The 19342-nt window shown below is 51.0% G+C and carries 13 protein-coding genes; 5 read left to right on the top strand and 8 right to left on the bottom strand.

Annotation, left to right across the window (positions count from 1 at the left end):
• The first annotated feature begins 223 nt into the window (after window positions 1-223).
• Window positions 224-541 carry a hypothetical protein gene (locus KJY73_RS04015; protein ID WP_214340526.1) on the top strand — a complete coding sequence of 106 codons (318 nt, stop codon included), beginning with the start codon at window positions 224-226 and terminating at the stop codon, window positions 539-541.
• Window positions 542-558: 17 nt separating this feature from the next.
• On the opposite strand, the gene KJY73_RS04010 is transcribed toward KJY73_RS04015, so the two are convergent.
• A complete protein-coding gene (locus KJY73_RS04010) occupies window positions 559-1968 on the bottom strand; it encodes an aminotransferase-like domain-containing protein (RefSeq protein ID WP_214340524.1) in 1410 nt (469 codons plus the stop codon).
• A 116-nt stretch (window positions 1969-2084) separates the two neighbouring features.
• Here KJY73_RS04010 and ccoG point away from each other — a divergent pair, with 116 nt between their 5' ends.
• The 3 genes from ccoG (at window position 2085) to KJY73_RS03995 (ending at window position 6085) form a co-directional block, all read left to right on the top strand.
• Window positions 2085-3458, top strand: coding sequence for a cytochrome c oxidase accessory protein CcoG (ccoG, locus tag KJY73_RS04005; protein ID WP_214340522.1), 1374 nt, complete (start codon window positions 2085-2087; stop codon window positions 3456-3458).
• Window positions 3459-3807: 349 nt separating this feature from the next.
• Window positions 3808-4842: an AraC family transcriptional regulator gene (locus tag KJY73_RS04000; RefSeq protein WP_214340520.1), complete on the top strand. Its 1035-nt coding sequence runs from the start codon at window positions 3808-3810 to the stop codon at window positions 4840-4842.
• A gap of 85 nt (window positions 4843-4927) precedes the next feature.
• Entirely contained in the window at window positions 4928-6085 is a 1158-nt protein-coding gene (locus KJY73_RS03995; RefSeq protein WP_232848386.1) for a nuclear transport factor 2 family protein, read from the top strand.
• A 76-nt stretch (window positions 6086-6161) separates the two neighbouring features.
• On the opposite strand, the gene KJY73_RS03990 is transcribed toward KJY73_RS03995, so the two are convergent.
• The 4 genes from KJY73_RS03990 to KJY73_RS03975 all read right to left on the bottom strand — a co-directional run bounded on the left by KJY73_RS03990 (window position 6162) and on the right by KJY73_RS03975 (window position 11364).
• On the bottom strand, window positions 6162-8228 hold the full coding sequence (locus KJY73_RS03990) for an amidohydrolase family protein (protein WP_214340516.1): 2067 nt from the start codon (window positions 8226-8228) through the stop codon (window positions 6162-6164).
• A 110-nt stretch (window positions 8229-8338) separates the two neighbouring features.
• Entirely contained in the window at window positions 8339-9244 is a 906-nt protein-coding gene (locus KJY73_RS03985; RefSeq protein WP_214340514.1) for a DMT family transporter, read from the bottom strand.
• Window positions 9245-9391: 147 nt separating this feature from the next.
• Window positions 9392-9886, bottom strand: a complete 495-nt coding sequence (locus tag KJY73_RS03980) for a DUF6436 domain-containing protein (RefSeq protein ID WP_214340513.1) — start codon at window positions 9884-9886, stop codon at window positions 9392-9394.
• Window positions 9883-11364 (bottom strand): methyl-accepting chemotaxis protein, encoded by a 1482-nt coding sequence (locus tag KJY73_RS03975; RefSeq protein ID WP_214340512.1) that lies wholly within the window; start codon window positions 11362-11364, stop codon window positions 9883-9885. Before KJY73_RS03975 ends, KJY73_RS03980 begins: the two co-directional genes overlap by 4 nt.
• A gap of 226 nt (window positions 11365-11590) precedes the next feature.
• Here KJY73_RS03975 and KJY73_RS03970 point away from each other — a divergent pair, with 226 nt between their 5' ends.
• On the top strand, window positions 11591-13708 hold the full coding sequence (locus KJY73_RS03970; protein WP_214340511.1) for a TonB-dependent siderophore receptor: 2118 nt from the start codon (window positions 11591-11593) through the stop codon (window positions 13706-13708).
• 59 nt (window positions 13709-13767) lie between these two features.
• Here KJY73_RS03970 and KJY73_RS03965 read toward each other — a convergent pair whose 3' ends face one another.
• The 3 genes from KJY73_RS03965 to KJY73_RS21995 form a co-directional block, all read right to left on the bottom strand.
• The gene (locus KJY73_RS03965; protein WP_214340502.1) at window positions 13768-16350 is read right to left on the bottom strand and encodes a TonB-dependent receptor; all 2583 of its coding nucleotides are present in this window, start codon (window positions 16348-16350) and stop codon (window positions 13768-13770) included.
• Between the two features lie 248 nt (window positions 16351-16598).
• The gene (locus tag KJY73_RS03960) at window positions 16599-18281 is read right to left on the bottom strand and encodes a M20/M25/M40 family metallo-hydrolase (RefSeq protein WP_214340500.1); all 1683 of its coding nucleotides are present in this window, start codon (window positions 18279-18281) and stop codon (window positions 16599-16601) included.
• A gap of 125 nt (window positions 18282-18406) precedes the next feature.
• Window positions 18407-19213 carry a transporter substrate-binding domain-containing protein gene (locus KJY73_RS21995; RefSeq protein ID WP_214340498.1) on the bottom strand — a complete coding sequence of 269 codons (807 nt, stop codon included), beginning with the start codon at window positions 19211-19213 and terminating at the stop codon, window positions 18407-18409.
• Window positions 19214-19342: the final 129 nt, after the last annotated feature.

The following is a 19342-nucleotide window of genomic DNA, read 5'->3' as shown; positions in this document are numbered from 1 at the left end:
TAAAGGCTTTAAGCCGAGAGATTTTACCAAGTAAAGGCAACTAGACCGGGGCGGTCCACTCCATCCGCCAGCGGTGAACGCGGGTAATAATCTCACGGCCTAGGTGGGCAACGCCTTTTAGCTTCCTCACCAATTCCCCATCAAACCAGCTTTGCCATAACTTATCACTTTGACTAGGTTTCTATCTGTTACAGCCCTTCGCAACCACTGATAAGAAGGTTTCATGAATACGCTTCCTAAAGCTTCTATGCGAAAAGCACTATTAGTTTGGATTGGTGGCCTGCTAGCCATAGTGGCAGTAGATTATCTGCTAAGACTTAACTGGGATAATTTCTACCGTTTGGGACTGGGCGAGAATTTGTGGTTTATCTCGCATTGGCTTCTGGCCATGCTCTCTCTTGTCGTGCTGATTAGGGGTTGGCGCAGCCAATTGCCGAAGGGAAATTTCATGTCATTACTTGGTGCATTGCTTCTGGCCGTGGTGTTTTATCTGATGACTATCTATCTGTACGTGCTTGGCAGTGGTATTGACTCGCTTTAATGGGTAGTCGAATTCCCTTAACTGCCACCAGCAAACACCCCAGCCAATCTGGCCAGGGCCTGTCGCCGTTGGCCAGTGGCCGGATGGGCGAAGCTTAGGCGCAGGTAGTTGTTAAAATGCCCTTGGGTGGAGAACAGTGCGCCGGGGGTAATCACAATGTTTTCCTTCAGCAGCGGCTGGTAAAAACGGGCGGTGTCCTGCTGTTTTTGCAGTTCCAGCCATAGCGCAATGCCGCCTTCTGGCACGGTATAACGGAAAGGAAAATGCCATAGCTCGTTTAAGGCCTTGAGTAAGTCATCGCGCTGGCGCTTAAGTTGCTGACGATATTGCAGCAAATGGCGTTTGTAATGTCCTTCGGCCATAAAGCTGGCTAGTCCTTCCTGTATGGCCTGGCCGCTGGCCAGTTGGTTAATCAGCTTTAAATGCACAATTTTGTCATGGTGGCGGCCACCGGCTATCCAGCCCAAACGCAAATCCCTGGATAGCGATTTAGAGATCGAGCTGCATAAGATCACGTTGCCCTGTTTATCGAAGGCTTTAAGCGGTTCAGGGCGAAAGTGAAAACCCAAGTCGCCGTAGATATCATCTTCAATCAGGGTTAGAGAATATTGGTCTGCCAGTGCCACCAACTGACGTTTTTCCTCGCCAGGAATCGACGCACCTGTGGGGGTGGCAAAACTGGCCGTGATCACGCAGGCCTTCACCGGCCATTTGCGCACCACAGCTTCCAGATCCGCGGCTTTCAGGCCCAACGTGGGTGACACAGGTATTTCCACCACTTTCAGCCGTAACTGTTGCAGCAACTGCAACACCCCATAAAAGGCCGGGCTTTCCACCGCCACCGTATCACCGGGTTCACAGCAGCTCATCAGAGCAAGGAACAAGCTATTTTGACAACCCGCAGTAATACACAGCGCCTCAGCATCGAGCGGGCAGCCACGCCCCTGGTAAAGCAGCGCGATTTGTTCTCTTAAGGCAAAGCTGCCTTGAGGGCCGGTGTAATACACCGCTTTGTGCAGCGGTTGCTGGCGCATCGCCCTGCCGATATGGCGATTAAGCTGCAACAAGTGACTGGCCGGTTCGTTAAAGGGTGCGCCAGGGCACAGATCAAAAGCCGCACTTCTGGCCATAATATCCTGAAAAATCAGCGGCATATTAACCAGGCTCGGCTCTGTGTTCAGCAAACGTTTAGACGATGGCGCAGCCGGGATGGGACGCAGGCAGACAAAATAACCGGAGCGTGGCCGGGCTTCCACCAGCCCACTGGCTTCGAGTTTATGCAGAGCATGCTGGACGGTGATCTTGGCCACCCCAAACTGCTCACTCAACTGGCGAATAGACGGCAAACGCTGCTGCGGGCGCCAAAGTCCGGTGTGAATCTGTTCGCTAAAACGCTGGGCCAATTGCTCGTATATAAAACTCGTCATGCGCGTGCGTCATCTATCCAATCTGTACCTATTGTAATTTACTTTATTGTATCTATTACAGACAGAATTAATCCTTACACTTTCGCGGGTCTTTCACCAGATCCTGTGGGGGTAACATGGATAATTCATCCATCGCTGAGCAGCACATTATTCTTAAGGTGCCTGCCTCGCCGGCCAAGATTTACATCCGAGAGCAAAGCGGCCGATTCCAGCGCATCCGCCGCTATTTGAACTTCCTGCTAGTCGGGATGTTTGTGCTGCTGCCGCTGCTGCAATTCAACGGCCGACAGGCCATACAGTTCGATATCGCGCAGCAGACCCTGACGGTATTTTCCGTCACCTTGTACCCGCACGACCTGGCGATATTTGCGCTGCTGTTTATCCTCGGTGCCTTTATGCTGTTTTATATCACCCAGCTGTATGGCCGGGTTTGGTGTGGGTACGCCTGCCCGCAAACGGTGTGGACACTAATGTTCAACTGGGTTGAACGCCGGGTGGAAGGTAGTCACAGCCACAGCCGTACTCTGGATAGTCAGCCCTGGAGCACCCAGAAACTCGCCAAGAAGAGCCTCAAGCATAGCTTGTGGATTGCCCTATCTCTGGGTACGGCGCTGGTGTTTATTTCCTACTTTGTACCGGCCAGGCAACTCTATACCGAATTTTTTACCTTAGAGGCCAGCCTGCTTATCCAGGGCTGGGTATGGTTCTTTGCGGTCTGTACTTATATCAACGGCGGCTGGCTGCGCGAGAAAATGTGCCAGCATATCTGCCCCTACTCGCGCTTCCAGTCTGCCATGTTCCACAAATCCACCAAACTGGTTGCCTATGATGCAGCCCGCGGTGAGTCGCGCGGGCCAAGAAAGCGTGGGGTGGCAAAACCCAAAGGTGCCGGTGATTGCATCGACTGCAACCTGTGCGTCCAGGTGTGCCCGGTGGGTATCGACATTCGCGACGGCCTGCAATACGCCTGCATCAACTGTGGACTGTGCGTGGATGCCTGTGACGCCACCATGGATAAGTTCAACTACCCCAGAGGGCTGATTCGTTATGCGCTTGAAGCAGGCAGTAAAAGTAACTGGCCCGCCCATCTTGGCTATGGTGCCGCAGTGCTGCTGACGTTAACCATGATGTTTGTCTGGGCCACGCACCGTTTTGACTTTGAAGTTAGCGTAAACCGCGATCGCCAGTCGTTGTACCGCATCAACAACCTGGGCGATATAGAGAACACTTTTGTGCTGAAAACCCTGAATAAATCCCAGCACCCCAAGCAATACAGTATTCGTGTGGATGGCCTCAATGATCTGCAGATTAAAGGCCCAACTCAGATTGAAGTGGGCGCCGGAGAACACGCTACCACCGTACTGGCGGTGTCGGTACCGGATGCGCCAGAGCAGGAGAAAAACGACATTCACTTTTACATAGAAGAACTTACCAGCGGCGAATCTCAGGCCCGGGACACTGTTTTCTACGCTGGCAGCGGTGCCTGGTAGCCAACGGCCTTAACTGGGAAAAGGGGCAGAACACCTGCCCCAAAGCCCTGAATATAAAAGATACAAAATCCCCTCAGCATTCCCGCAAATACCTAAACAGCCAGGCTCAACTCGGATGCGTTGTTGGCATAGAGGCGGGGTTAAACATCCTATTTTATCTGGCTCAGCAGGCCAGCCGTTTGGCTCCATGTTAATAAACTGGCTTCCCCCGCTTAGTCAGAGACTTGCCACTTGCGCAGTGAAACCTATATAGCCAGTTACACTTTACGGTTGCCCTGCCCGCTCCAGAAGATATAGTTGTCGGCGAAAACCACCGCTTCAGCCATAACAATAATTTGAACACACACTGATGACAGGACAACTGCTTTTCTTTTTTAGCGCCCTGGGGGTATTTAACGCCTTATTGCTGGTAGGTTACCTGCTAAGCAAAGCTCACCGCAGCCAAAGTGACGTGCTACTTGGTGGTCTGCTGCTGATGCTTAGTATTCGTGTGGGTAAGTCGGTGTTTTTCTATTTCTCGCCGGATCTTGCCAAAGTCTTCCTGCAAATTGGGCTGTCTGCCTGTTTGCTGATTGGGCCCTTTTTATATCTGTATTGCCAGTCGATAAGCCATCAGGCCCCCCTTCCCAAGTCTCGCTGGCTCCATGTATTGGTGCCACTGTCGGCCATCCTCATTATCGGCGTGCTTTATCCATATCAAACCCACGCCCCACTCTGGGGTGATGTGCTGTATAAAGTGGTGAACTATGTGTGGCTGTTTTACCTGCTACTCAGCCTGCGGCACGTTAGCCCCTTGCTGCAGCAAGTCAGGCAAAAGCCGCTGGATTTATCCAACCCACAGACACTTTGTTTAAGTGTATGGCTGGGTACCGCGGTGATCTGGCTTGCCTACTTCACGGGTGCCTATACCTCTTATATCAGTGGTGCACTGAGTTTTTCGCTGATCTTGTATCTGAGCATCATGATGGCGGTTCTTGCCCGCCGGGAACGCCAACAACACCGCTATCAGGATAAAAAAATTCCGCATGATGATGCGGCCGCTATGCTGGTCAGGCTTAACCAATTGATGCACGACGAGCAGTTGTTCCTAAATCCCAACCTGACCCTGGCGCAACTGGCCAAGCGCCTGGGCACTAACACCTCCAGATTATCGCAGTTTGTTAACGACAACCTGGCTATGTCCTTCCCCCATTACCTGAATGAAAAACGTATTGAGCATGCTAAGTCTTTGCTGCTGTCAGATGCCTCGTTAAGTGCCGAAGATATCGCCGATGCCTCGGGTTACAACTCCCTTTCCACCTTTTACTCGGCCTTTAAGAAATTTACCGGCACCACTCCGGCCAAATTCCGCCAGCTCACACCAGCCAAGGCTTCGAAAGCATAATTCGACACTACGGAATTATCATTTCGTAGTGTTTTTCAAGGCCTTTTCGTTAACGTGGCCAGCCACTTTAACGGAGGGTACTATTTTGAAACATCGATTTTTCGCACTTATCACCTGGCTGATTTTGCTCACCTATACACAGGTAGCAGCAGCCCGGTCAGACGCAGAATTAACCGCAGCAACAGAACATGCAGCCATAGAAACCGCCATCCAAGATTATTTCCACGGCAGTGCTTACAGCGATAAAGCCAGACTAAAACAAGCCTTTCATAGCCAGGCCCGCTTGTATCTGGAAAAGCCGGACACGCCCTTTTGGGAAGTACCGGCCACTGACTATATCAATTGGTACAAGGAGGCTAATCAGGGCAAGTTCAACGGGCGTCTTGGCCGTATTCTGCATATAGACAGGGAAGGCAACCTGGCCACAGTAAAAGCCGAAATCCTGATGCCAGCCAGGCAGCAGCGCTATATCGATATGTTTTTACTGAAAAAGCTCGATGGGGTGTGGCAGATTTTAAGCAAAAGCGCGGTAGGCGAAGCCAGCCCACATAATGGCAAACGCATCCTGTTTATTCTATCCAGCGCACACTTTCATGGTGATTCCAACCTGCCTACCGGCGTTAGCTTCTCGGAAATCGTCAATGCTTACGACGAATTTGCCAAGGCAGGCTTCAGCGTAGACTTTGTCAGTCCGCAAGGTGGCGCGTTGCCACTGGCGTACATCAATACCTCAGACCCCATGCACAAAAAGTATCTGTACAACAGCGACTTTATGTATGCCATTGGCCATACCCTGAAACCCGAGCAAGTGGTGGCACAAGACTACCGGGCCGTCCATTACGTGGGCGGCACCAACGCCATGTATGGGGTAGCTGACCATCCACAACTGCAAAAAATCAGCATGACCATCTATGAACAGCATGGCGGCATTATCTCTGCGGTTTGCCACGGCACCGCCGGCATTGCCCACCTTAGGTTGAAAAACGGTGAATACCTGGTTACGGGGCGACGTATCAGCGGTTATCCTGACGTGTATGAGCATCAGGACAGGCCTTACTTCCAGGAATTCCCGTTTCTTATTACCAAAACCATTGAAGAGCGCGGTGGCACCTTCCTGTATAGCCCGCGCAACACACCACATATTGAAATCGATGGACGGATCATCACCGGGCAAAACTACCTGTCATCGGCCGGGGTAGCCAAAGCCATGATCGATATTCTGACAAAAGAGACAGCCAACTAGGGCAAATGTGACTGAACTGATAGGAAACAGGCTGGCGATATGGAAATTGCGTCGCCAGCCTGTTCATCCCTTTGAACTACAAGCTGGCGGGCACTTGCACCTTGGGAATATCGGTAAAGGGTTTAATACCAAAGCTCGGATACACCTCACTGGGGTAATAGAATACGCCACCGCGAGACACCAGGCTGATGGTTTTAATGGCATTGATATTTTCAGTCGGATTACCTGGCACTAAAAAGAAGTCCGCTAGTTTACCCGGCTCAATACTGCCGCGGTCACTATGGCCGAGGTAATTGGCCATATCATAACTGCCAAGCTTTAACAGCTCGGCCGGGCTAAAGCCCAGTTGCTCATAAAGCTCCAGCTCCCGATGCAGGTTAAATGCACCGCCCAGGTCGGTACCAGGCAACAGTTTGATGCCCCGCGCTTTCATCATTTTTAGTACCGTCAGGATTTGCTCGTAAGCACCGCGGTACGCTTGGTCCTGCTCAGGGCTGGCAATTTTTGCCAGTGACACCTTGGCGCTACGCTGCACACCTGGCGGCATATGTTCGATATAATCTCTCACCCCGGCACGGGTCTCGCCATTACGCGACAACAAAAGATATTCGTGAATAGCCAGGGTGGGGTCGATGGTAACATTATGCTCCACCATCAAATCCAGGGTTTCCTGTACCGCCGGGCTGGTCAAATCCAATGCTGGCAAGCGGTCCAGCGCAGTCAGCCGCAATAAGGTACGAGTGTCTTCATCGGGCTTTAACACCCAACCCAGCATCACCTGATTGATGTGAGTCATTTCATCAAAACCAGCGCGGATCATGGCATTGGCGTTAGAGAACGCTGGCACATGACCTGTTACCCGCATATTCAGACGTTTTGCTTCCTCGGCAATAGCCGGGGCCCACTCCCCTTTCATGCTGTTGTAGAGTTTTACCCCTTCAAAACCGTGCTTGGCATAGGTATGTACCGCTTCAATAGCTTGCTCCTGGCTGGCTACCAAAATACCGTTGTTGTTATTGGACGGGCTTTTGCCTTCAATCATGCCATAGCGGGTAATACGCGGGCCCGCCAGTACACCACTGTCGATTTTGTCTTTAAGTTCATCCAGTACTTCCAGGGCATTGCCCATATCTCGCACTGTGGTTACACCGGCCAGCACATTCATCAGCGCATCGTCATCGCCGGTATGGCTGTGCATCTCATACAGTCCGGCCACTAAGGTGCCGCCTGCACCATCAATTTCGGTTTCACCGGCCTGGGTGGCCACCTCCAATGGCTCAATGGCAGCAATTTTTTCGCCCTCAACCAGCACAGAGACTGGCGCACTCAGGCTTAAGGTTTGAGGTTCAAAAATCCGCACATTGCGGATCCGCACCGCCCCTTGGTATTGATGGGCAAATTCAGATTGAATAGCCTCAAAACGTTCGGTGGAATACTTGGCCGATAATTGGCGCAGCTTGGCTTCATCGGCTTCATAGCCTTCGCGGATCACAATAAGCCGCGGTGTAATATAGGCAAAAAACTGCTTCTTATCGTCCAGGATCAAATAGTCGGGATCCAATTGCGCGCCGCTTAGGGCAAAGGTATTGAGTGTCACCGGCCCCTTGTCGTTATCCAGGGTTAAGGTTTCCAGTGCAGTCAGGCGCATGGTACCGGCCGGCAGCGCTGCCATGCGTTTGCCTTCGGTATTCATCAAGGCCCTTGTCATTATGTAGGCTTGATAAGGGCTGCTGTTTTGCGGCACGTAGAGAGCACTGCTCTCTACTCTGGCTTCTCCCGGACCTGTAGCGTCGCGCCAGGTGGCTTGCCCGGCATGGATCTGCATTTGCTCTTCTACCGGATTACCGAAGGTGGTGTTGCCGCTTATTTGCCAGCTCTGAGGAATGCCCTGGTCATTCAGGCTTATCTGCTCTTTGTAGGCAGGCCCCCGACCATTGCTTTTGAAGTCGAAATCGATGCTGATGTCATTGCCCTGCTGCGTGGCATACAAGTGCCCCACCACATTACCGTTTAATAGCACATTAAAACGTTGTTCCTGCTGAACCTTTGCGGTGTCCGGCTGGCTTTTGGCCACATCCGTCACTGGCGGTTTGGAACACCCGGCCAGCAAGCTCAGTAAGATCCCCAGAGTCACAATACGCATGGCACACTCCCGACTTAATCAGTTTCAGTAAGTCCTCAGTGTATAAGCATATTTTGTTTAGGTACAAGGCTTTGCAAGGCTGGCAAGCTAAGGTGGTTCCGATACTTGTACTAGCTTCGCTTGGGTTTGTTCACCACCATAACCCCGATAATCACCAGGGCAGTACCCACAAATTGCAGTAAAGTCAGGGGTTCGGTCAGGATCAGCCAACTGAAAAACAAGGTGAGAACCGGTCCCAGAGTGCCAATCAACACGGTTCGCGGAGCACCGATACGTCGCACGGCGGCAGACTGAAAGAACACCGGCAGCACAGTGGAGAATACCGCCATCGCAGCACAATACAGGTAGACGGGCATGGGCTGAATTAAGTTTTCCAGCGGATTTACCAGCAGAAAGTGGGTTTGTACGGCCAAAATAGAGACCAACATGGCCAGTACTGAGAAACGCATTGAGCCAAGGCGTTTTATTGAGACTTCAGAAAATGCACTGTAGAAGGCATAGGCCAAAGCCGAGCCAAAAATCAGTAAAACGCCGGTAAGCACGGCTGAATCATCGTCTGACGAACCAAAGTCCGTGGCACATGCCAGGCTAATACCCATAGAACAAAGCAGCAGTGCCAATACCAATCGCTGGTCAAAGCGCTTACCCAAGAACAGCACGCCGAGCAAAATCGTCAGGGTGGGATAGGTAAAAAGGATTAAACGTTCCAGCCCTGCGGTGATATAAGCCAGCCCCATAAAGTCCAAAATGGATGCGCCGTAGTAGCCCGCTAACCCAAGCAGTACCAGCAACAGCCAGTCTTTTCTGGTTAACGCCGGGCCACCGCGCAGCGCCGAAAAGCCGACAATAAAGAAAATCGGAAAGGCAAATAGCATACGCAGGGTAAGCAAGGTCACCGCATCGACCTCGGCACTGGCGTACGCCAGCTTGACGAATATGGCTTTGAAGGAAAAGCCAAAGGCGGCCAGAATGGCCAGACTCACACCAAAACGTTCAGGTACATCGGCCTGCTGCAATCACCACCATCCATAAATCGCTTCTTGTCGGACAGGCATAATGGCGCAGGGCCAGAGTCAGCGCAATCAAAGGCTTAGCACAGAATGTCTGGATGGCTTGACCTAAGTGAATAACCGCCAGGGCAATTAGGTCTGGTGAGTTGCCAGTTAAAGGCGACAGTAGCAGCCCTGGGCATCATCCAAAATGCCCGTCGCAAGCCCGGCACGCTGATAGTTATTTATCGCTGCCACCACAAAACTGTTATTCGCACTGCAATATAATCCAGCACTATAAGGACCCAAATACACTATCTGCTTGTTCTCCCCAACAACCAGAACCGCTGGTGCAGAAGGTAGCCAGACACGCTCCTCGTCTCCCGGCGTTACCACCCGCAAGGTTTTTCCCTGCTTGGCAAAGTCGTGCCGCAGTTCCTCACGATGCTCGCTGGAAAAGGGGTTGCAGTAGCATCCAGGCTCAACAAACTCGATAACTGTATTGTCGGGTAAATCGACAATATAAGCTTGCAGGGCGCTTTGCTGGACGGTCAGCTTCTGCTCCGGGTCAAACCAGCGCAAATGCCTGTCACCCATCAGGAAAAATGCCCCTAGCATATAGAGCAGCCAGATACCGATAGTCACTGGCCATAACCATGCACGCTTCACTGGCTATCAAAGGCCTTAACCTGATTGAACAACACATCGGCAGACTGCGCCACCTGCCCGGCAATGACAGTCGCCTCTTCAATAGCTTGTAGTTCGGCGCTGATGGCTTCTTGCTGGCGCACCGACATATCGGAGACATCGGCGGCAAATTTGGCGCCGTGCTCTGCGCTATATTCCACTTTGGATGTCACGCCTTGTACATCCCCCATTGCTTGGTCTACTTCCTCAATCAGCTTGGTACTCTTACTGATGTCGTCACTCATCTGCGACACTTGCTGTTCAGACTGCGCGAAAGCATCCACAGTGGATCCCACAACCTGCCGTAGCTCAGTGGTCTGCTGCGCGATCACTAAGGTGGCGTCTTTGGTTTTGCCCGCCAACGCTCTGACTTCGTCTGCCACCACCGCAAAGCCCCGTCCCTGCTCGCCAGCCCTAGCGGCTTCAATCGCCGCATTCAAGGCCAGTAGGTTGGTTTGATCAGCAATGCCCTGAATGGAATTGAGCACATCAACAATACGATCTCCCACCTGCTGCAACTGCGCGATCTGAACGCGACTTTGCTGGAACTGGGAGACCAGATTGTCCGCGCTCGCCGATGAGGTTTTCAGGGCCAGATTAACATCGGCGTTTTTTTCCACCACGGAATCAATCAACTTGCTAAGGCTTTGCACGCTGTCACTTAAATTGGCCATATCATCAGCCAAGGCTTCGGCCGTTTGTGACGCGTCCATGGCTGTGGACTTCTGGGTATTGGCAGAAGCATGCAGCTCCTGGGTCAGATTAGCTAGCGTGTCAGACTGTGCTTCCAGATGCCGGGTTTCGTGCGTAACCTTCTCTATTTGCTCATTCAGGGTCTGCAAAAAACCACCAAAGGCTGCCAGATTATGTGTCTGACAGTAGGCAAGCGCCTGTTTCAGGCGAATCTGCTCTGGCTCTGCCAGCATTTGCTCAATACTGGCACGCAGGTGCATGCCCGCCATGCCTTCCTTACGGCTTTGCTCTGCCACCAAGCCAAGAATAATGGCCTCGGTCACGGCGAAAACCGCATGTAAAATCAAAAGTCCCCAGGTGGCATGGCTTTCTTCCAGCACCATCAGTGGCAAACCATTGGTTTGCATGGCAAAAAAGCCGATGTGATGGACAGCAACCACCAGCACCGCGGTAACCAGAACTTTCCAATCACGGTAAACCAACAGGAAAGCCATAAAAGCAAAGACTTCAAAATGGAATTCCAATAGGCCATTACTTTGATGGATATGCAGTGCGGTAAACAACATCAGCGCAATAGCCACCACATGCGGGGTACTGGCAGAATCACCATTCCACTTCATTGCGGCCATAGGCATGGCAGCCAGAGGTAAGCCGATAAGCAGTGCCACTCCCCAGGTGTCATACCAGAACGCCAACAGCAATGTCTCCATTACCAACAGACTGAATATGATGAAGAACAAAGGATGCGATGTTTTATTCCAATACATGACAAAACCTCAAAACATGTGAATGGCGGCTATTGATGCTATTCCTTAATCGGCTTATACGCCAATTGCTGTAGTTCAGATCCTTCAGCTCAGAATATAAGCGAATTTAATTTTAGAACATTTGAGGAAAATCAAAGCTCTTAGACACCTCAAAGCGCATTACTGATAATCATTCTTATTTACACAAAAGAGGTAATTGAATATGATCCCGCTCATCTTAAATTAGATGACCACAAACACAGCTATGCCAAAAACACCGACACTCAGTACCACAGCGCAAGTGGTAAAACTTGCCTTAATCGCCTCTTGTGCAGTGAGCACCACCACCTTTGCCAGCACCATCGAAGACCAGGCAAACAAGGTAGAAGTTATTCAGGTATACGGTAATCAAGGAGTCAGCCGCTCGGCAACCAAGCTCGACTTGACTGTTTATGAAACCCCGCAAACCGTCACTGTGGTATCTCGACCACAGATGGACGATTTTGCCCTGCGTTCGGTCAACGACTTGCTGGCATACACCCCTGGGGTAACAGTGGAAAAGGTGGAAACCGATAGGATCTACTACACCGCCCGCGGTTTCGACGTGGTAAATTTTCAGTACGACGGCATCGGCGTACCTTTTTCTGCCGGTTTATCTCATGGCAACCCAGATACGGCGGTGTTTGAACGGGTGGAAGTACTCAAAGGAGCAGCTGGCTTGGTTACAGGGTTGGCCAATCCTTCGGCCACCGTTAACTACCTACGCAAACGCCCAAACGAGCAGCTAAGCGGTTATGCCAGCCTGTCAGCAGGCTCAGAGAGTCGTTTACGCTTTGAAGGAGATGTATCAGGCAACCTTAGCGATAGCCTAAACGGCCGCGCTGTGGTGGTAAAAGAGCAAGCCGATTCCTATTTGGACCGCAAACAAGACGATAACAGCCTGATCTATTTGGTGGGCGAATACCTGTTTAACGCCAATACTGCCGTTACCCTTGGCCATAGTTACAATCTGAATAAAGTGGACGGCAGTTTATCTGGTGCCCTGCCCCTTTTTTACAGTGATGGCAGCCCGACCGATTTTGACGTGTCTACCAGTACCGCCCCCGAATGGGCCTACCGAGATGTAAAAAACAGCCAGACTTTTGCTGAACTGCGCCATCAGCTTGGCGATAATTGGAGTCTGAATGTGCTGCTTAGCCACAACAAAGTGGTGCAGGATTCAGCTGTGATGTACGTATATGGTGCGCCAGATAAGCACACCGGCCTTGGCATGATAGGCCTGCCGAATCAGTATGATCTGGATGAAACCCAACGTATCGCCGATGTGTATTTAAGCGGTACTTACAACCTGTTCGGTCGCCAACACGAACTGATGGCCGGGATAAACTACGCTCACATTGAGCTCTTTGGTCAGTCGTTTTACGACAATGAATTCAGCGGTGCCATGCTGGGCGCTGACTGGGCAGCGGGAAAAACCCAAATTGGCGAATTTGATCCCTCAGATCCATACAGCAGTGGGCATCAGGATAAGCAGATCCACCGTTCGGTTTACCTGGCAACCCGCCTGCATTTAAGCGACGCATTCTCTTTGTTACTAGGCGCCCGCACTATGTCGGTAGCTCAGCATGGCTATAGCTATGGTACAGACTCAAGTTCTGATGCCACCGAGACAGTGCCTTATGTTGGCGGCTTGTATGAACTGAATGACAGCATGGCGTTGTATGCCAGCTACAGCGAAGTATTTACCCCCCAGTCATTTGTTGACCCGGACTTTAAAGCACTGGGCGTAGCCAAGGGCAACAATGCCGAGATAGGTGCCAAGTTCAATCTGAATAACAATGCCACCGCCACCCTGGCGGTGTTTCGCGCCGATTTGAAAAATGTTGGCGAATTTGCCGCCGTCAATAATGGCGTAAACACTTACCTTGGCCTGGATTATCAATCTGATGGTGCCGAACTTGAATTGGTTGGTTCCATCGCAGACGTGTTTAATGTCAGCTTTGGTTACACCTGGTTAAACAGCGTAGAAGGTCATGAAGGCCAGCAGGTTCGCACTTATGTGCCACGTAACATGGCTAAGCTGTCTGGTGTTTACTACCCCAAAACCTTGTCAGAACTATCGGTGGGGGCGAGTGTAAAATGGCAGGATGATATCTATACTGCGGCACAGCCCACTCAAAGCCGGGAGCAGCCGGGCTATGCGTTAGTGGATGTATTTGTTCGCTACGATGTAAGCGAGAATCTCAATCTGGCGCTCAATGTCACCAACCTGACGGATAAAAAACACCTGGCCAGTCTTTACTGGGATCAGGCTTTTTATGGTGCACCAAGACAAGTTCAGGCTTCACTAACCTGGCGTTACTGATTATCACCCGTTATGAAAAAGGCCACCCTTGGGTGGCCTTTACGCATACGGGAACGTTATTAGAACTTCATCTGCACGCCGGCGAATAAACGACGGCCGTAGTGATTGATAAAGTAAGGGCGATTGCCATCTCCCACATCCGCTTCTTGCTTGGAGTCACTCAGATTAACCCCCTGAAGCAACAAGGTGATGTTGTCATTGAGGTTATAGCTGAGGTTGGCATCCAACTGGCCGTAGCCTTTCTGATACCAGCGCATATCCCCTACCACCCCGGCGTAGTAACTGCCGCGATAGTTGTATGACAGACGTACTGAGATATCACCTTTCTCGTAGTAAGCCGTGGCGTTGTAGGTGTCTTTTGAGTTGTTGGGCAACTCTTTACCTTCTTCATCCATGTCCGCATCGGCGTAGGTATAGTTGGCCAGTACCCCAAAGCCGTTGTCAAAGTCATGCTGGATGTTGACTTCGATACCCTGGTTTACCCCACCGTTACTGTTTACCGGTGTTTTCAGGTTGTACTCGTCCACATTACCTTCATCATCGGGCAGCATAACCGGGAAGTACTGTTCATCGATGTAAGTGCTGATGTCCTTGTAGAAGAAGGCCAGTGACAAAATCGACGATTTAGTGAAATAGTACTCGGCCGAGATGTCATACTGGGCGGCACGGTAAGGATCCAGATAAGGATTGCCCTGGAAACCCGGGTTTTTCGGGTTGGACCAGGCACTCTTACGATAACCCCTACGGCTGGTCAGCAGATCATAGTCAGGTCTGGACATGACCTTGGCCGCTGCGAAACGGATGATCACATCATCATCAAGCTGATAATTCAGGTTTAAGCTGGGCAATACATCTGAGTAATCGCGTTCAACAATCACAGGTACCCACACCCAGGATGCCGGATCCCAGGTATATTTCATCCAGAAATCCACCCCTTCGCTGCGCTGATCGGTACGTGCATAACGTACGCCCAGGTTTCCGCTTAGCTTATCAAAGGCAAAGTTACCCTGCACATAAGCACTAGTGGTCTTTTCGGTCAGATCAAAACCATACTGCATATGGTCATATTCGCGCAGTGGTGCCGTAGTGGCGGTCCACTGATCCCAACTGGCATAACGGAACTGGTACAAGTCAGACTGCTCACGGCCTTCGCCCATAAAGTCGTCCACCAGCGAACCGTCGGTGAAGTCAGCCAGGGTCATGGCCCCTACATCATTGGGGTGCCATACCACTTTGTACAAGCCGGAGGTTTTGTTGTGGTCGCGGTATTTCACCCCAAAGTCCACAGAGCGCAGCCATTCAGAGTCTAGCAACCAGTTAACGTCGGTTTGGATATAGCTTTCTTTTTGCGCATTGCTGATCAGGTTTCTGTGGGTATACAGACCGCCGTAACCGGCGGGCGTCAGGTCATCGGGCAGGTCGTAATGAACCTGACCGCCACTAAGATCAAAACCTACCAGAGCTGAAGACTGAAACTCTACCTGATCATCCTGAATATCCCCCTCGGCACGAGTATGGCCAAGCTGCGTGGTCCAGGTAAAGTTATCACCACGGTATTCCAGATGCAGATCATGCACTTTGGTTTCATAGCTGCCATCGTGGCTACCAGCGCTATACAGCACTTCCTTGGCCCAGTTTACGTCGGCGTCATTGGCCTGCACCTGACCAGATACAATAGTGTCACCCACCACCTGAGCGTTAGTGATGTCATTGACACTACCAACCACATAGGCACCGTTGGCCACTTGCTTATTGCTGACATCGACCTTGGATAACATGTTGTTGAAGGTCAGCTTCAGATTATCGGTGGCCGCATATTCAAAAGTGGCGGTAAAAGTGTTCAGATCTTTATCTGATTCATAGCGGGAAGCTCTGACCTCAGAGGGGGCATACAAGGTTTTTCCGTCAACCTGCGCCTCAACAAAACCGGCGGTATTTAAGCGGTCACGACGAATACTGTTGTCTTTGTAAACCGCACCGACGTTCAAACCAAAGTTGCTGTCTTCATTCTTCCAGGAATAGAAACCAGACAGCAATGGGCTGTGCTCACCGCTACTTTCCTGATAAGCATCACGGGCCGACAGCACCAGATAGTTTTTGTCGGTTGATAATGGCTTACGGGTTTTCACAATGACGGTTCCGCCGATAGAGCCTTCGTCTACCTTGGCCTGCGCGGATTTATGCACTTCCAGGGTTTCCACCACTTCGGCGGGCAACAATGAATAGTTAAAGCCACGAGACGGCGTCAAAATGGAGGTGGATGCGGTGGCAGACGCCACATTCTGACCATTCAATAGAGTCAGATTCAAGTGAGGAGCAGTACCACGAATGCTCACCTTGTCACTCTCACCGTCGGTTTTTTCCACCTGCACACCAGTAATACGCGACATGGCATCGGCAACGGTTTGATCGGGGAACTTACCAATATCCTCGGCTGAAATAGCATCCACTATGGTGCTGGATAAGCGCTTGATGTTTAAGCTTTTCTGCACCGAGCCGCGGAAGCCTTTGACTTCCACTACTTCGACTTCAGCCTGCTTTTCTTCAGCTTGCTTTTGTTCTTGCGCCAGGGCAGGTAGGGCACCGGCAATCAGAGCCGCTTGCACGGCCAACAGAATCTTATTGTGCTTACGCATTGTCATGATGTTCTTTTCCTGTAATGCAGCGTGTTCTCATTAACAACGCTACAGCAAAGAATTATTTATTACAACATTTCGATCACAATAAGAATAAACTACCTTTATACAGTCGAACAGCGATGCCAGACAAACTTAAGGAAAATAGAGACTAATAGCCGCTGCAGCCCTTCAACGAACCAAAATGGCTTTGCTCGCTGTGGCTAACTCTGGCGGGAGAAAACGCCTCGCAGCACATGCTGCGAGGCTGATAATCAGATACCGTAGGGTTTGGTATCCAGGGCTTGACGTGCATCACGCTCGCGGGTGCGGCGCTCTTTTTCAGTTTCAAGCTGCTGACGCTCTTGTTTGAGCTTGGAAGGGGCTGCCGGAATAGGCTTGCGCGGCATACGCTCATCGGCCATCGCGGCTTCATAGAGGAAACCGGCCATAATCACCGAGGCCTGCTTAAGGTCGTCTTCAATCACGTGATCGATAGAGTCGATATGGGTGTGGTGCAACCTGGTGCTGTAATCCAGCGGATCCTGGATGAACTGGAAGCCAGGCAAACCAACATCGTCAAAAGATTCATGATCCGTGCCGCCGGTGGACAAATTCGAAATCGCGCCTGTGCTCAGGTCGGTATAAGGGCCGAACCAATCATTGAACATGGGTTTGACCGCCACATTGCCCTCGGTATAAATACCGCGGAATCGCCCACTGCCATTGTCCATATTGAAGTAGACAGACAGCTTGTCATAGGCCGGTTTAGTTTCAATTGGCCAGCCAGGACTTTTCCACAAGTAGCGGGGCAACGCACGCTCGGCTTTGTCAGTCGGCTCTGGACGAGTGGCAAATTGCTCTTCCACATACGCGCGCGAGCCGTGCAAACCTTGCTCTTCACCCGACCACAGCGCAATGCGTATAGTGCGTTTGGGCTGAACATCCAACGCCTTTAAGATACGCACCGCTTCCATCGCCACAGCAACACCAACGCCATTGTCTACTGCGCCGTCACTGGCATGCCAGGAGTCCAGATGCCCACCTACCATAACAATTTCAGGATCACTGTCAGAGCCAGGAATCTCAGCAATGGTGTTATACGCATCGGTATGCTCGTCGTGGAACCTGGCTTTGATATCCAGAGCAAGCTTGGGGGTTTCCTTGCGATCCAACATACGCTGCAGCAGGCTGTAATCTTCCTGCTCAATAATAATGGCCGGTACCGGGAAGGTTTCACCAACCCTGTGGCTCTTACCAAATACCCTGACCAAACCACCCTGACGGCTGGAACGATAGATCACCCCTGCCACCTTTTCTTTAGCCAAAAAGGCTTCCAACGCCTTGTTGAAGTTGTAGCTTTGCAGGCGGCTGTCTTTACGCGCCGGTGTCATCCAGCCTTCGTGGCTGGCGGGACGACTTGGGTCAAACTCTTTCAGGTCGCTGAGCTTTTTGCTGTCGTGACGCTCGAAAATAATGGTTTTCGGTTTGCCGATAGGTGGTGGATCGCCCATTAACAGGATTTTACCTTTCAGCTTACCTTTATACTGCTGTAACTCCGCTTCAGTCACCGCATCCAACATGACCACTTCACCCTCAATGCGGCCTTGCGTGCCAGGCGTCCAAGCCACAGGAATACCGTGCAAAGACTCGTCACGAGGCGCAATCAGATTGATGCTGGCTGAATCATGAGACCATCCTCGGCCAAAATCGAAGGGGTCCAGATGTGCGTTCTTCAATCCCCAGCTCTTTAATTGCTCCATGGTCCAGCGGTTGGCTTCATCCATCTGCGGAGAATTGGTAATTCTGGAGCCGATTTTATCGGTCAGGTGCTCTAAGGTATGCATCACATGAGAATTATAAAAACCCTCATTGCGGATCTTATTCGCCATATCCAAATCAGCGGCATGTACTGCACCGACAGATAAGCAGGCCAATGGAACAAAAAGACGTTTCATGCTTGAGTAATCCTTTAATTGTTATTCTAACCTCACCAGGAGACTACCGAGAATATCAAGCAGATACCATGCAACTTGCGACCAAATCCCGGATCACAAGTTTAACGCCATCTTTACCTCCGCCGTTATCTCTGCTTGTCCACATCGACATCCAGTAGCTCTTCCAGCTCCAGCTCAAAAGGGTTCATCAAACCCTCCACGCCCCACTTCATCAGTTGCGCTCGCCACATTGCATCTTGCTTGGATACCGCAATAAATTCGTTTATCAAGCGCAGTAATTCCGCATACTCAGCACTGGCCAGCACGTGGCGGGAATAGCCGTCGTGAGGCTCACTGGCCACATACAACAAAGTTTCATCCAAGCCGTTACTTCGCCAGTAGTACCAAGCTGAACGCTGCATAATAAACAAATCAACCTCTTGCTGGAGCAGCCGCTCGTAGTTCTGATTATCGTTGTCAGCATCAATACGCGTTAACTTGCCCTCATCACTCAGTTCATTCAGCCCTTTATAGTAAAAGCCTCGCCGCCCACCTAAACGATAACCAATCAGGTCGGACGGCTTGTGATAGTCAATTGGCTGCTGCTTACGGCTAACCAGAATATCTGCATCCCAAAAAATCGTATCAGACGAGAGAAGCATGGGGTCCCGGCTGACAAAGAACAGCGGGTTGGCCCATAAAATAAGGTAGGGGTTACCTTCTTCAATCCGTTGATTCAAGACGCCTCTTTCTATGTGCTCAACTCGCAGTTGAATTTTAGACTGCCACTGATTGAAGCGGTCAACCCAAGCTCGACTGAGATCCGTTGGCTGATCTGGCAGGAAAAATGGGGGATCCGAATGGTAAGTATAAATAACCACCTGTGGCGAAACCGTTTGGGAAACCTGACAACCGCTGAGTAAAAACACAAAAAAGACTAGATATCGCGTCACGCACACCTCAGTTATCGAAACGACCCGCCGCGTTATAAACAGCATAGAAGCTGGTATAGGATACAATCCAATCTTATCGAGCTTTTTTGCACAGGCCAGCAATTTTTCTTGAGGAGCCGGAAACAGTCT

Origin of the sequence: Bowmanella yangjiangensis, from assembly GCF_018531185.1 — a bacterium.
Taxonomy (GTDB): Bacteria; Pseudomonadota; Gammaproteobacteria; order Enterobacterales; family Alteromonadaceae; genus Bowmanella; species Bowmanella yangjiangensis.
The sequence above is the reverse complement of the archived record's forward strand: the minus strand, read 5'-3'. Positions and strand labels throughout refer to the sequence as shown.